This is a genomic window from Halopolyspora algeriensis, from assembly GCF_003337235.1.
GTDB classification, from domain to species: Bacteria; Actinomycetota; Actinomycetes; order Mycobacteriales; family Pseudonocardiaceae; genus Haloactinomyces; species Haloactinomyces algeriensis.
Genome location: NZ_QPJC01000002.1, coordinates 383,025 through 396,809, shown reverse-complemented (window position 1 = coordinate 396,809; position 13,785 = coordinate 383,025). Strand labels below are relative to the sequence as shown.

Genomic DNA, 13,785 nt, shown 5'->3' with positions numbered 1-13,785 from the left:
GTGTAAAATCATGACATGATCGATCCGAAGCTGCGCGTGCTGCAGCTGGTGGCCCACCACGGCACAGTGACCGCCGCCGCAGCGGCACTGCACTACACGCCCTCCGCGGTCTCGCACCAGTTGCGCCAGCTGGCCGCAGAACTCGGCGTCGAGCTGATGACCCAGTCCGGCCGCGGCATCCGACTGACCGCCGCAGCGACCACCGTGCTGCGTCACGCCAACGTGCTGCAGGCCCAAGCCGAGCGCGCCCGGGCCGAACTGGCCGCCGCCGCGGACGAGACCGGCGGCTCGGTCACCCTGTGCGGCTTCTCCACTGCGGCCACCCACCTGCTGCCCCCGGCCGCGGCAACCCTGCGGGACCACTACCCCCAGTCCGCGGTGCGGGTCATCGAAGCCGAACCCGCCCGCTGCTTCGACCTGCTACTGGCCGGTGATGCCGACCTCGCACTGCTGATCGCCACCGCCGACACTCCACCGGCATCGGATACCCGCTTCGACCAGCAGCCCCTGCTGGACGACCCCCTCGATTTGGTCGTGCCCAGCGGGCACCCGCTGACCACCCGCCGGGTTGTCACCCTCGCCGACGCCGCCGACGAGCCGTGGATCCTGGGGCGACCCGGCAGCACCTACCACCATCTCGTGCGTACTGCCTGCATGACCGCCGGATTCACCCCCAACATCGCCCACTACGCCGATGAGTGGGACACCGGAACCGCCCTGGTCGCCCATGGTTTCGGCATCATCCTCGTACCCCGACTCGCCCGGCTCCACGAAGGTTGGCCCGTCGCCCGCATCCCCCTGCACGGCGAACCCGCCCCCGCGCGCCGCATCCTTGCCGCCACCCGTCTCGGCAGCCGCGATCATCCCGTCATCACGACCGCCCTGACCACCATCACCACCACCGCCACAGCCCTCCATCCACCACCCCAACAGCCCGAAGAACAGGCGGAATAGGCCCAGTTCTCCGGTTGCGGCCAGCTGCAAAGTAGACCCCTATCAGCTGCTGGGCCCGTCTTGTCGTCGAGTCGGGAATCCTCGACACGACGGCCGAGAGCTTCGATAGGCACGTGGCCGTCAACGCGCGCGCAAGCCTGCTGCTCATCGCCGCGTTCGCGCGACAGATTCCCGACGACGGCGGGGCGATCGTCGCATTGACCAGCGATCACACCACTGGAAACCTGCCGTATGGAGCGTCCAAGGGTGCCCTCGACCGCATCGTCATCTCCGCAGCACGTGAACTCGGCCCTCGGGGCATCTCGGCAAACGTAGTCAACCCCGGCCCCATCGACACCGGCTGGATGGACGATGGCTTGCGAGGCAGCCTCACTGAACACCATCCGCTCGGACGGCTGGGAACACCAACAGAGATCGCAGGCGTCGTCTCCTTCCTGGTCTCAGGAGAGGGCCGCTGGGTGTCTGGACAGCTTCTTCACACCGACGGAGCGTTCTCCGCACGTTTCTGACTCTGCGCGCTCAGGGATCCCGTTCCGGAATGCACCGTATGCCTGACTCGGGAGCTCGATGCGGGGTGGCAGGATCATTGACCGTGGTAGCTGCGAGGGACTGGGCAGCATGGCACGAGCCGTATGCCGATGAGGATTCTCCGTTGTCTCGTCGGCTGCGCCTGCTCCAGGGCCACATCACGTCGTGGCTGGACGAGCGCACGGACGAGACGCTGCATGTGGTGAGCGCGTGCGCCGGCCAGGCGCACGACATACTGGGAGTGCTGGCAACTCGTTCGGCTGCCTTCGGGCCCCGAATCCCCCAGCGGTCGTAAGCAACTCCGGGGTTCCCAACGCGGTACCGAGCGTCAGGGAGATCAGCGACCTCGAAGCGATGGCCGCCCCCGGTAGTCCCATTCGTGGACGACGGGGGCGGGCTGCCACCGCGCCGGTTCGGGTTCACCGCCCGGCAAAGAGCGCTGTGCTCCCCCGCCACAGGACGGGTGAACATCCTGTGGCGGTACCCGTTGTTACACGTCGGTCAGGGCGCGGATGGATTCCTTGAGGGAGTTGGTCGTGGCCATGACGGCGGTCGGTTCGTAGCCGCAGTGGGCCATGCAGTTGTCGCACCGGGAGTCGCGGCCACGGCCGTACTTCGACCAGTCGGTCTCCTCGACGAGTTCCCGGTAGGTCTGCGCGTAGCCGTCGGACATGAGGTAGCACGGCTTCTGCCAGCCGAACAGCGAGTAGGAGGGGATCGCCCATGCCTGGCACTCGAAGTCGATTTGCCCCTCGAGGAAGTCCAGGAACAGCGGTGAGTGGTTGAGACGCCAGCGCTTGCGGCGGCCGTTGGCGAAAGCCTTTTTGAACAGCTCCCGTGTCTGCTCGACTCCCGGGAAGTGATCCTGGTCGGGAGCCTTCTCGTAGGCGAAGGCCGGCGAGATCTGCATGTTGTCGATCTTGAGCTCGTCGTTGAGGTAGTCGAGCACGTCGATGACGCTCTGCGGGGTGTCGTCACTGAAGAACGTCGTGTTCGTGGCGACTTTGAAGCCGCGCTGCTGGGCGTCTTTGATGTTGGCGACGGCCTGGTCGAACACGCCTTCCTTCTCGACCGAGGCGTCGTGACGCTCGCGCAGCCCGTCGATGTGCACCGTCCAGGTAAAATACGGCGAGGGGGTGAACTGGTCGATCTTGCGGGGCATCAGCAGCGCGTTGGTGCACAGGAAGACGTACTTCTTGCGCTTGATGAGCTCGTCGACCATCTCCGCGATCTGCGGGTGCATGAGCGGCTCGCCACCGGCGATCGAGACCATGGGCGCACCACTTTCCTCGATGGCCCCCACGGCCTGCTCCACCGGCATCCGCTGTTTGAGAACGCTGGCGGGATGCTGGATCTTGCCGCAGCCCCCGCACGACAGGTTGCAGGCGAACAGCGGCTCCAGCTCCACGAGCAGGGGGAACTTCTTGCGGCCTGCGAGTTTCTGCTTGAGCACGTAGGTGCCCATCCGAGCCTTCAACCGTGCCGGCATGGCCATACTGCCTCGCCCCATTCATCGTCGGTGACGTGCGGTTGTGTGTTCGATACGCTCCGGACTCAGCCAACATACAACGTGTATGCCCGAAACGCAGTGTATGTTCTAGGCTTTGCGCATGCCTGCTGATTCCCGCCGCGCCGAGCACGTGGCCGATACCCGCGACGCGTTGCTGGAGGCCGCACGCGCGCTCTTCGCCGAGCGTGGCTACACGGCGGTGGGCACGGCGGAGATCGTCACGCGCGCCCGGGTCACCCGGGGCGCGCTGTATCACCACTTCCGCGACAAGGCCGACTTGTTCCGCGCCGTCATGCGCACGGTCGCCGCCGAGCTCGCCGGGCGGCTGGTCGAGGAACAGACCGCCCGGGCCGAGGAGTCCACCGCGGGTGTGTGGGACCAGCTGCGCAACGGCATCCAGACGTATCTCGGCGCCTGTTTGGACGGTGACTTCCAGCGGATCGTGCTCGTGGACGGACCGGCCGTACTCGGCCATGCCGCCTGGGACGCCCTGGTCGAGGAGCACGGTCTGGGTCTGCTGCGTGACTGGCTGCGCCAGGCCGTCGACGAGGGCCAGATCGACGCGCTGCCCGTCGACCCGCTCGCACGGCTGCTGGCCGCGCTCATCGCCGAGGCCAGTCTCTACATCGCCCGGTCCACCGACCCGGCCACGGCGCGCGAGGAGACCGGTCGCACCCTCGATCGTGTGCTGCTCGGGTTGCGACCGGGAGTCGGCGAATGAAGTGACCGCTGTTCGGGCACGGAACGAGTGAGCAGTCCGGCGCCGAAGCCTTTTTCGCTGGTCGTGTTGGTCAGCAGCCACTCGGCCGGCCGCTTCCCGAGCACGGCCGGTGGCTTTCGCTCATCGAGTCGAACGGCGATCCCATCGGTGGCGGCGCACGCGGACGGGGACTTCGTCACCGCGTTCCTGGGCGGCCAGCACCACTGAGCGGGTACGTCGCCACCAGGTGGTGGTGCGTTCCAGGCCGAGCAGCAGCAGCGTCAGCGGTGCCAGCAGTGCGATGCGGTAGTCGGTGATGTCGGTCGGGTCGGCAGTCAGCTGCAGCAGAATCCCCATGGCCAGCACGGCCAGGGCGGTGGCGGTGTGCCCGGCGGTGTTGGCGATGCCGGTGGCGGTGCCGACGCTGGAGCGCGGGTTGTAGTCGCGGACCAGCGCGAAGGCGGTGGCCGAGACGGGGCCGCCGAAGGCGAAGATCAGGAAGGCCACGACGACCACGGGCAGCGGCGGCTGCCCTCCCGGCCAGGCGATCAGCAGTGCCAGGCCGAGCAGCGCGATCACCAGGTAGGTCAGCACGATCGGCATGCGGTGCGGTGGGGTGCGTCCGATGATCGTTCCCATGATGGGGCCGCCGACGATCTGGCCGATGATCAGCACGCTCAGGACCACGCCGGCCAGGCGTGGGCGCATGCCCAGCCCTTCGATCAGGTACGGGTATCCCCACAGCAGGGTCAGGGCGTTCATCACGAACATGGTGGAAAAGTGCACCCAGAACGCCAACCGGGTTGCGGGGATCGTCCAGGTGGAGCGGACCCCGTGGGCGAGTTCGGCCGGTGAGCCCACCCGGGGGCGGGATGGTGCGTGCTCGCCTCGCGGGACGTCTCGCACGACGGTCGCCGCGACAGCGGCGTAGCCGGCGGTCGCAGCGCCCACGAGCAGGAACGTGCCGGTCCAGCCGAGTTGGTCGAGCAGGATCGTCAAGGGGAAGGTCGCGGCGACTCCGCCGAGGGCGCCGAGGGCCGAGGAGAAGGTCACCACCAGGGGGTAGATGCGTGGTGGGAAGTACGCGGCCACGAGCCGGAGCACGCTGACCCAGGTCAGGGCATCGCCGATGCCGAGGACGGCGCGAGCGGTCAGCCCCAGCGGGTAGCTTTCGGCCACGGCGAACAGGACCTGTCCGAAGCCCAGCAGCAGCGCGGCGGCGGTGAGGACGCGGCGGGCGCCGAAGCGGTCGACGAGGATGCCGGTGGGGATCTGCATCGCGGCGTAGATGCCGACCTGCAGCACGGTGAACGTGCTCAGGGCGGCCGGGCCGACGGCGAATCGCTCGAGTGCCTGGGGGCCGGCGACGCCGAGGCTGCCGCGGTGGAACACGGCGGCGAGGTAGATCAGGGCTGCGCATCCCCAGACCAGCCACGCCTGGCGCGTGGGGCGTTCCAGGCGCACGAGTGTCCTCCGGATCTCGACGGGGTGCGTGTCCACGCTACCGGGTCGGGCTGCCGGATTCCTCCCGGTGTGGCATTGACCTCGATGCTGGGGTGGGCGCGCTGGCAGCTGTCGACCCCATGCCCTGCTCTCAGTGAGGGCTCGGCAGGGAATCCGGATGCGGGGCGGGCTCCGGTGTGCGCAGCCAGAAGGGCAAGGCGACCGCGATCATCGCGGCCAGGACGGCCACCGGCATGAGTCCTCCCAGCGCCCATGTTGCATACAGCGCCAGGGCGGCGATTTCCCCGCCGAGCCCGGCTGCCGAGGTCACCGTCGCCCGTGCCGATCCCTCGATGTGGTGCTGCAGCCGGGCTTCGGTGACGACCAGGACCAGCTGGTGCAGGCCGTGGAAAGCGGCGAGCCCGACAAGCCCGGCCGGATGCTGCAGCAGGCCGGAGAGGACGAGGACGAGCACGGCGACGCCGAGGATTCCGGCGAGGGCGCGGGGATGGAGCCGGTGGGCGGGCCCGCTGAGTGCGGCGCCTGCGGCTGCGGCCATCGGCACGCTCAGCGCGGCCAGGGGGATCAGTCCGGTCGCCCAGCCCCAGGCCTGGGCCAGCAGCGGGGTGTATTCCTCGAAGGCATCCAGCCCGGTCAGCACCGCCACGGCCAGGACCGCGTAGCGCACTGTCGGCCGGGCCGCGGATTCGGTGAAGCCGGCACGCAGCATTGCCCGGTAGCCGGTGGGGGGTGTTGCGGCACGAGGCGGTTCGGGCAGTCGGCAGGCCAGTGCGGCGGCGGTGAGACAGCAGCCGACGCTGACCCAGCCGACGAGGACGTAGCCGCCGAGGGAGAACAGTGCCGCGGCCGAGGCCGCGGCCGGCAGTTGTGCGAGCAGTCCGGCGGCCTGGACGTGGCCGAGCAGTCGTGCGTAGTGGGTTTCGGCGCCTGCGGCGGCCAGTCCTTCGTAGAGCAGCGCCTCGAGCGCGCCGGAGACCAGGGAGCCGCCGATTCCCCAGAGCACGAATCCGGCCGCGAAGGCGGGAAAGCCGGGCAGCACGGTCCACAGTGCATATCCGAGGGCTTGCAGGATGCCTGCGGCCACGAGAGCGCTGCGGCGGGAGAAGCGGTCGGCCAGGATGCCGGAGGGCACCTCGGCGAGCAGGGCCACGGCGGACCAGACCGCGAACAGGGCCGAGATTTCGGCGGTGGACAGGCCCGTGTCGGCGAACAGCAGTGCGTAGAGCGGATACAGCGGCACGCTGTCGGCCAGCAGCGCCCAGCCGAGGCTGCGTCGGGCCAGGGTGCGTGCCTGGTGGGGAAGGAACTGTCAACAGGAATGCATGGCATCGAGGGTAGCCGCGGGCCTGTTCGCTGACGAATGCGAAGCGGAGTCGACAAACACGGGCGAAGGTGTGGTGGCCTGCCCGGGTTTCTGCGGTTGCCGGTCCGGAGGGCACCTTTCATGCTGGATACTTCGCAGGACCGGTGAGGAGGCAGATCATGGCCACATGCGAAGTGTGCGGCAACGAGTACTGGATGACTTTCGAAGTGCACACCGCCGGCGGAAATGTGCACGTGTTCGATTCGTTCGAGTGCGCCGCGCACCGGTTGGCGCCGCGATGTGAACACTGCGGGTGCCGCGTTCTCGGACACGGTGTGGAAGACAGTGGGCAGTTTTTCTGCTGTGCACACTGCGCCCGGCAGGCGGGTGCGTCGATGGCCGGCGAGCTGCGCGATGCCGTGGGAGCCCACCCCGGGTGACGGCGTGGGGCCGTGATCGGCATCGGCGATGTGGCCGGATTCGAGGCTGTAACGGAAATGGCGCCTGCGGCGATATTCCGGGCAGAAGAAGCAACGCGTTCTCCTCGGCCCGGATACGGTGATGTCGCGGCGGTCGACGGCCGTGGTGGTCGTTTTCCTTGCTTTCCGCTCCCGTGGCACTGGCCCTGCGGGGGTGGCATGCACCGGGGAATCCTCGCGCCGAGAGAAGTTGTCTCCTTCACCGGGAACCGAGAGTTTCCGGTACCGAATTTCACTGGACCGTCGGTGAAAAAGAAGCCGGAGGCACAACAATGACAGGTCTGGTTCGTTGGCTCGGGAACCTCGCCCGCGAGATGGAACGGGCTCGGGAGATGATGCGGCACCCACAGTCTCCGGCACGGTGACGATCGGGCACCGCCGCAGCATGCGACGGGAACGAATCGTGGTGCCGGGTCGTGCCGGGGCCGCACCGTGGAGTGCGGCCCCGGCACGACGGAGATGCGCCGAATTCGTCGAGTAATCCGATCAGGTAAGCAGTGCAGCGCCCGTCCCGGTCCGGACGGGCGATCACCAGGACGACTCCTGGGCGCAGCGCGGCATACCATGAAGTCCTACAGCCCCCGGGGGCAGAGGAAAGGGTATGCGCCCAGAGAGCAACGAAGCGCTGTATTCACTGGCAACCACTCGAACACCCGATCCGGCGCAGGTCGGCGGCAAGGGGTCGGCACTGATCGAGATGACCCGCGCGGGACTGCCGGTCCCACCGGGCTTCGTCCTGACCACCGGCTTTTTCCGGCCCTGGCTCGAAGAGCTGCGGGCCACGGCGGAGTGGAACGCTTTCGTGGCGGCTGTCGGCGCAGACGAACCATCGGACGAGGAACTGCGCAAGCGCACTGCGGACCTCGAGGCTGCCTGCGAGGACCTGTCGTTCAGCGAACCGCAACAGCGGCAGCTGTCCGAGGCGCTGGAGGAACTGCGCGACCCGGAGTCCCCGTCAGGCCCCGTGTCGGGCTCCGGCCTTGTCGCCGTGCGCTCGTCGGCGCCGCAGGAGGATCTGGTGGGAGCGTCCTTCGCCGGGGTGTACGAGAGCTTCGTGGGAATCACGGCCGGGAATCTCCGGGAGGCGGTTCGCGCGGTGTTCGTCTCCGGCCTGGCGTTCAAGGTGGTCTCCTACAAGCGCCGCCGCGGCTTCGACCCCCTCCAGGTGGAAATCGCCGTCGTCGTGCAACAGCAGGTCGACAGCGAGTCGGCAGGGGTCGCCTTCTCACTGAATCCGCAGAACAACGACTACGACGAGGCCGTCGTCCACGCCAACTGGGGACTGGGCGAGACAGTGGTCTCGGGCAGCGTCGGCCCGGACCGGTTCATCGTGGACAAGCCCTCCGAGCGCCTCGTCGAGAAAAAGCCCGGCACCAAGGAGACCTCGCTGTGGTCCCGCCCGGAGGGCGGCTCTGTGCAGGCACACGACGAGCACGGCAACAACGGCGGCCGGTTCGCTCTGACGGACCGGCAGGCCGTGCAGATCTCACGGATGGTGCAGCGCGTCGAGACGATCACCGCGGTGCCGGTCGACGTCGAGTGGGCCTACGGCTCCGACGGAACGCTGTCTCTGCTGCAGGCTCGCCCTGTCACGACGTATTTCCCGCTGCCCGCAGAACTCCGCACGGCACCGGGTGCTCCCAGGCGGCTTTATGCGGACAGCACCTTGCTCGAGGAGGGCCTGCACGAGCCGCTGTCGGTGCTCGGCAGTCGGTGGATGGCCGATGCCATCGTCGAGATGATCCGGCAGGCGACCGGTCGGCGGATCTCCACGCAGGACGGGGATGGGCTCGTGCTGACCGTCGGAGGCCGGTGGTACATGAACGTCTCCCGGGTTCTGTGGCTGGGCAGGCAACGGCTCGCGACGTCCCTCGAAGCTCTCGACGTCCACGCGGCGCAGGTCATGCGCAACGTCGAGGTGCAGCGTTACCGGAAAGCGGCCGCACAGCCGAAGGTCGCAAAGATCGCGGGCCTGGCGTGGGGCACCCTCACCGGCTTCGCCGGACCGGTCGGCACAATGCTGGCCGGGGTGGCAGCACCGGACCGCGCTCGCAGGCGCTACGAGGCCGCTGTGGAGCGGCATCGCCGGCAACTGGCCGAGGTGGCGCGCCAGGCACGGTCGGTGCCGGAGCTCGGTGACGGGGTGCTGATGCCGGCTGTGCACCTGCTGATGCGCGAGGGACTGCCGCTGACGTACGCGGCGGAGGCGGCCAAAGCGCTCCTCCGGCTGCTCTACCTGGGTGCTCCGAGCCGGCAGCGGCAGCTGCTCGATGCGGCTTTTCGCTCGATGCCGCACAACATCACCATCGAGATGGGTCTTGCGCTGTATCGCCTCGCACGGTCGCTCGAAGAGTCCGTCGGCGAGGAGGGCTACGCCGACCTCACCGCTCTGGCCCGGCGGATCGAAACGCGAGAGCTGCCCGAGCAGTTCCTGCGCGAGTGGGACGCGTTTATGGACCGCTACGGGTTCCGCGGGCCCAACGAGCTGGACCTCGCCTCGGTCCGCTACGCCGACGATCCCATGCTGGCCCTCGAGCAGATGCGGCAGTACGTGCTGCTCGACGAGTCGACCCAGGAGCGCCCCGGGCACGCCTACGAGCGCCGCCAGCGCGAGCGCCGCGAGGCCTACCGCAAGTTGCTCGACGGAACGCGGAACCCTGTCACGAGGTGGTTGGTGACAAGGCTCTACCGCGCCGCCGAGACATTCAGCGGTTTCCGGGAGATCCACAAGTACCATCTCGTGATGGCCGGTTACGAGGTGCGCCGGCGCGCGCTGCAGGTGGGCGGCGAACTCGTCGAACGGGGACGGCTGGACTCGGCGGAGCAGGTCTTCGACCTGGACTACGAGAATCTGCACGGCGGCTTCGACGTCTCGGAGCCGGATCTGCGCGCCCGGGCGCACAGCAACACCCGCTACCGGAGAGAGATCGCTCGCACGCCGGGTGCCGGATTCCCGGTCCTGGTGGATTCCCGCGGCAACATACCGCGCCCGGCGAGCACGGCGGCAGGGCCCGGTGTGTTCTCCGGGGAGGGCGTCTCGACCGGGACGGCACGCGGACCGGTGAAGGTGTTGAGCCACGTCGGCGAGAAACCCGTGCTGCCCGGCGAGGTTCTGGTGGCCCGGGCCACGGACCCGGGCTGGACCCCGCTGTTCGTCAACGCTGCAGGCATCGTCCTGGAGACCGGCGGAAGCTTCCAGCACGGTGCTCTCGTCGCCCGGGAGTACGGCAAGCCGTGCATCGTGGGTATCGACAAGGCGACCCAGCAGGTCTCGGACGGCCAGCTGGTGGAGCTCGACGGCGAGGCCGGGACGATGACGTGTGTTGCTCGGACTCCCTCACCGGGCCGGTGAATCGGCGGCAGCGTGGCGGTGCCGCCCGGCCAGGTCGACGTACTGCTGCGCCGAGAGCTGCAGCGCGTCCTGCTCCTCCTCGGTGAGTTCCCGGCGGACCTTGGCCGGTGTGCCTGCCACCAGCGAGCCCGGCGGAATGTCGGTGCCTTCCAGCACCACCGCCCCGGCCGCGATGAGGCAGCCCCGACCGATCGTGGCGCCGTTGAGCACGACCGCGCCCATGCCGATCAGCGACCCCTCCCCGACTGTGCAGCCGTGCAGGACCGCGCGGTGCCCGACCGTGACCCCGTCACCGACGGTGAGAGGAAATCCGGGGTCGGCGTGCAGGACACAGCCGTCCTGGATGTTGCTGCGGGCACCGATGGTGATGGCATCCAGGTCGGCGCGCAGGACCGCGCCGTACCAGACGCTGGCCTGCTCGCCCAGGCGAACCTGTCCGAGCACGGTGCTGCCCGGTGCGGCCCAGGCCTGCTCGGCCAGCTGCGGTTCATGGCCCTCGAAACCGAGGGCGGGCCGGTGCGCGGCTGTGTGGCCGGTGTCCACGGAACCTCCCGTTTGTGGTGCGATGCGGTGCCCGTGCACCGTATCGCCACAGCATCCCGCATTTTCCGCGGAGCCGTGCCGAGTGGGTGTTTCGCTTGGCCGGCCGCCGGATGCCTGCCGCGGCTTCAGGCTCGGGCCGCGGCGACGGCTTCGGTGACGCTGCTGTAGCAGGTGAACCGTCCGACCAGGCCGGTCAGCTCCAGCATGCGGCACACGCAGGTGGACTCGGCGATGACAGACAACTCGATGCCGCGCTGCTCGGCGCGGTGCTGGGTGTGCAGCAGCAGCTCGATGCCGTGGCTGCTGACGAACGAAACCTCGGTCAAGTCGAGCACCAGGGCGTTCAGCACGGCAGCGGTCAACCGTTGCCGGATGAGCTCGGTCAGGCGCGGCACCGAGGACAGGTCGATCTCGCCGTGCATGTGCACCACCGACACGCCGGGAACGGGACGCTCGACGGCCAGACGCAGTGTGGGATCGATGCGCTGCTGATCCCGGCTGATGTCGTGGTCGGGTGCTCGGCGAGGTGGGACGAAAGCGTGGGAAACGGGCGGGGCAGGCTGTGGGGGCGTGGTCGCCGCGTCACCGCCCTGCGTGGGTGAATTCGCGGCCGAGTGCGAAAGAATCACACTACCTCCCTCGGTCAGCCGCCGCCGGTGGCGCGGGAGCGCCGCGTGACGGACTCGGCACCGGGTCGGTCGAGCCACGCGTTCGTGAGTTCGATTCACGCCGGCGACGGTGGTTGTCGTGGCTGTCTGCTCAACCGCACTTCCAACCCTAGAATCCGCACGTCACGGCAACAAGCGCTGCCACGTTCGAGTGACAATGCCGGTGGTGTCACGCGGGGGAATGTTCGGCCAGCATCGGGATGAGCCCGCCTGCCAGAACCGCGCGGATCTGCCGCGGCGACAGCCGGTGCCGGAGGGAGTAGCTCTCGTCGCGGGTGGTGTTGTGCACGGTGAGTTCGGCCCCGTTGGGCAGTGTCTCGTGCAGGTTGTCGAACACGAGGGTGTGGCCGTCGGCGATGCGGTCGTAGTCGGCCGCATCGGCGAACTCCAGCGGCAGGATCCCGAAGTTGACGAGGTTCTGCCAGTGGATCCGGGCGAACGACAGCGCCAGCACCACACGCAGCCCCAGATGGCGAGGGGTGATCGCGGCGTGCTCCCGGGAGGAGCCCTGCCCGTAGTTGGCGCCGCCGACCACCACGTGTCCCCCGGAGTCGCGGTGGTCGGCGGCTCGGGCCGGGTAGGTCTCGTCGAGGCGGGTGAAGGTGAATTCGGACAGCGCGGGAATGTTGGAGCGCAGCGGCAGTGCCCGCGCCCCGGCCGGGGAGATCTCGTCGGTGGAGACGTTGTCGCCGGTTTTCAGCAGCACCGGCAGTTCCAGGCGATCCGGCAGCGGCGGAAATTCCGGAAGCGCGGAGATGTTGGGGCCCTTGACCAGCTGCACGGACAGGGCCTGCTGCTCGTCGGGCGGGGCTTGCAGCATGGAGGTGTTGACCGAGGCCGTCTCGGGCAGGGCCAGTTTCGGATATTCCATCCCGGTCTGCTCGGCGAAGACACGCGGGTCGGTGATCTGCCCGGTCAACGCCGAGGCAGCGGCGGTCTCCGGTGAGCACAGCCACACCGAGTCCTCGGCAGTGCCCGAACGGCCGGGGAAGTTGCGGGGAAACGTCCGCAGCGAGTTCTGCCCGACGGCGGGGGCCTGGCCCATGCCGATGCAGCCCATGCAGCCGGACTGGTGGATGCGCCCACCGGAGGTGATCAGGTCGAAGGTGGCGCCCATGCGGGTGAGGTCTTCGAGAATTTCCCGCGAGGTGGGGTTGATGTCGAAACTGACCGCATCGCTGGTCTGGCGGCCGCGCACCATGGCCGCGGCGATGGCGAAGTCGCGCAATCCCGGATTGGCCGAGGAACCGATCACCGTCTGGCTGATCGGGGTGCCACTGACCTCGCTGACCGGGGTGACCTTGTCCGGCGCCGAGGGTGCGGCGATCAGCGGCTGCAGCTGCGACAGGTCGATCTCGTCGGTGACGTCGTAGTCGGCGCCGTCGTCGGCGGCCAGTTCGACGAAGTCCTGCTCGCGTCCCTCGCTGCGCAGGAAGTCGCGCACCGCCTCATCGGCGGGAAACACCGTCGTGGTCGCCCCGAGTTCGGCGCCCATGTTGGCGATGACGTGGCGATCCATCGCCGACAGGTCGGCCAGGCCGGGACCGTGGTACTCGATGATGCGGTTGACGCCGCCTTTGACGCTGTGACGACGCAGCATCTCCAGGATCACGTCCTTGGCCGAGACCCAGGGCGGCAGTTCGCCGGTCAGCCGCACCCCCCAGATTTCGGGCATGCGGATCCGCAGCGGTTGCCCGGCGATGGCCAGCGCCACCTCCAGCCCGCCCACACCGATGGCGAGCATGCCCAGCGAGCCGGCCGCGCAGGTGTGCGAGTCCGATCCCACCATCGTCTTGCCCGGGATCCCGAACCGCTGCATGTGTGTCGGGTGCGAGACACCGTTGCCGGGTTTGGAAAACCAGATGCCGTAGCGCTGCGCGGCCGAACGCAGGAACTCGTGGTCCTCGGCGTTTTTCTCGTCGGTCTGCAGAATATTGTGATCGACGTACTGCACGCTGACCTCGGTGCGGGCCCGGCGCAGCCCCAGCGACTCGAGTTCCTGCATCACCAGCGTTCCGGTGGCGTCCTGGGTCAGCGTCTGATCGATCGCCACGGCCACCTCCGAGCCCGGCGACATATCGCCCTCGACCAGGTGGGAGGCGATGAGTTTGCGGGCGAGATTGCGTGCCATCGAACGCTACCCTTTCTGCACGGTCCACCAGTGCCGCCGTCCACGGTGGGACTACCCGCGGTCCCGGACGTTGAAACGATCACCGGTGCGCGCCGGCGGAGAGGACCCGGGTGCTGCGCCTCGGTGGCGCTCGCTGCCTGCCGACCATGTCGC

11 protein-coding genes and 1 pseudogene are annotated in these 13,785 nt (G+C 68.6%); 6 read left to right on the top strand and 6 right to left on the bottom strand.

Features of this window, described 5'->3' with window-relative positions:
* Nucleotides 1-15 precede the first annotated feature (15 nt).
* From DFQ14_RS05100 to DFQ14_RS21795, 3 genes and pseudogenes are all read left to right on the top strand, one after another.
* Nucleotides 16-954 (top strand): LysR family transcriptional regulator, encoded by a 939-nt coding sequence (locus DFQ14_RS05100; RefSeq protein ID WP_114451878.1) that lies wholly within the window; start codon nt 16-18, stop codon nt 952-954.
* Between the two features lie 65 nt (nt 955-1,019).
* Nucleotides 1,020-1,463, top strand: a pseudogene (locus tag DFQ14_RS05095) (SDR family oxidoreductase); the annotation flags it as partial.
* Between the two features lie 83 nt (nt 1,464-1,546).
* On the top strand, nt 1,547-1,777 hold the full coding sequence (locus tag DFQ14_RS21795; protein ID WP_114451877.1) for a hypothetical protein: 231 nt from the start codon (nt 1,547-1,549) through the stop codon (nt 1,775-1,777).
* 195 nt (nt 1,778-1,972) lie between these two features.
* Here DFQ14_RS21795 and hpnH read toward each other — a convergent pair whose 3' ends face one another.
* Nucleotides 1,973-2,977, bottom strand: a complete 1,005-nt coding sequence (hpnH, locus tag DFQ14_RS05085) for an adenosyl-hopene transferase HpnH (protein ID WP_114451876.1) — start codon at nt 2,975-2,977, stop codon at nt 1,973-1,975.
* 115 nt (nt 2,978-3,092) lie between these two features.
* On the opposite strand from hpnH, the gene DFQ14_RS05080 reads away from it, so the two are divergent.
* On the top strand, nt 3,093-3,713 hold the full coding sequence (locus DFQ14_RS05080; RefSeq protein WP_114451875.1) for a TetR/AcrR family transcriptional regulator: 621 nt from the start codon (nt 3,093-3,095) through the stop codon (nt 3,711-3,713).
* A 120-nt stretch (nt 3,714-3,833) separates the two neighbouring features.
* Here the strand turns inward: DFQ14_RS05080 and DFQ14_RS05075 are convergent, their stop codons facing one another.
* Nucleotides 3,834-5,192 (bottom strand): MFS transporter, encoded by a 1,359-nt coding sequence (locus DFQ14_RS05075; RefSeq protein ID WP_420810134.1) that lies wholly within the window; start codon nt 5,190-5,192, stop codon nt 3,834-3,836.
* 94 nt (nt 5,193-5,286) lie between these two features.
* On the bottom strand, nt 5,287-6,396 hold the full coding sequence (locus tag DFQ14_RS05070; protein WP_114451874.1) for an MFS transporter: 1,110 nt from the start codon (nt 6,394-6,396) through the stop codon (nt 5,287-5,289).
* Nucleotides 6,397-6,638: 242 nt separating this feature from the next.
* On the opposite strand from DFQ14_RS05070, the gene DFQ14_RS22185 reads away from it, so the two are divergent.
* Complete coding sequence (locus tag DFQ14_RS22185; protein WP_114451873.1) at nt 6,639-6,899, top strand: Prokaryotic metallothionein; 261 nt, start codon at nt 6,639-6,641, stop codon at nt 6,897-6,899.
* Nucleotides 6,900-7,539: 640 nt separating this feature from the next.
* Nucleotides 7,540-10,290 (top strand): PEP/pyruvate-binding domain-containing protein, encoded by a 2,751-nt coding sequence (locus DFQ14_RS05060; RefSeq protein WP_114451872.1) that lies wholly within the window; start codon nt 7,540-7,542, stop codon nt 10,288-10,290.
* On the opposite strand, the gene DFQ14_RS05055 is transcribed toward DFQ14_RS05060, so the two are convergent.
* From DFQ14_RS05055 to DFQ14_RS05045, 3 genes are all read right to left on the bottom strand, one after another.
* Nucleotides 10,276-10,833, bottom strand: a complete 558-nt coding sequence (locus tag DFQ14_RS05055) for a gamma carbonic anhydrase family protein (RefSeq protein ID WP_114451871.1) — start codon at nt 10,831-10,833, stop codon at nt 10,276-10,278. The two genes, DFQ14_RS05060 and DFQ14_RS05055, sit on opposite strands and share 15 nt — an antisense overlap.
* 125 nt (nt 10,834-10,958) lie before the next feature.
* Nucleotides 10,959-11,462, bottom strand: coding sequence for an STAS domain-containing protein (locus DFQ14_RS22180; RefSeq protein WP_246195345.1), 504 nt, complete (start codon nt 11,460-11,462; stop codon nt 10,959-10,961).
* A gap of 208 nt (nt 11,463-11,670) precedes the next feature.
* Nucleotides 11,671-13,632 (bottom strand): aconitate hydratase, encoded by a 1,962-nt coding sequence (locus DFQ14_RS05045; protein WP_114451870.1) that lies wholly within the window; start codon nt 13,630-13,632, stop codon nt 11,671-11,673.
* Nucleotides 13,633-13,785 lie beyond the last annotated feature (153 nt).

Excerpts from the sequence above, each read along its gene's own strand:
- DFQ14_RS05100 (WP_114451878.1), top strand. The coding sequence starts at position 16 with ATGATCGATCCGAAGCTGCGCGTGCTGCAGCTGGTGGCCCACCACGGC.
- hpnH (WP_114451876.1), bottom strand. The coding sequence starts at position 2,977 with ATGGCCATGCCGGCACGGTTGAAGGCTCGGATGGGCACCTACGTGCTC.
- DFQ14_RS05080 (WP_114451875.1), top strand. The coding sequence starts at position 3,093 with ATGCCTGCTGATTCCCGCCGCGCCGAGCACGTGGCCGATACCCGCGAC.
- DFQ14_RS22185 (WP_114451873.1), top strand. The coding sequence starts at position 6,639 with ATGGCCACATGCGAAGTGTGCGGCAACGAGTACTGGATGACTTTCGAA.
- DFQ14_RS05060 (WP_114451872.1), top strand. The coding sequence starts at position 7,540 with ATGCGCCCAGAGAGCAACGAAGCGCTGTATTCACTGGCAACCACTCGA.
- DFQ14_RS05045 (WP_114451870.1), bottom strand. The coding sequence starts at position 13,632 with ATGGCACGCAATCTCGCCCGCAAACTCATCGCCTCCCACCTGGTCGAG.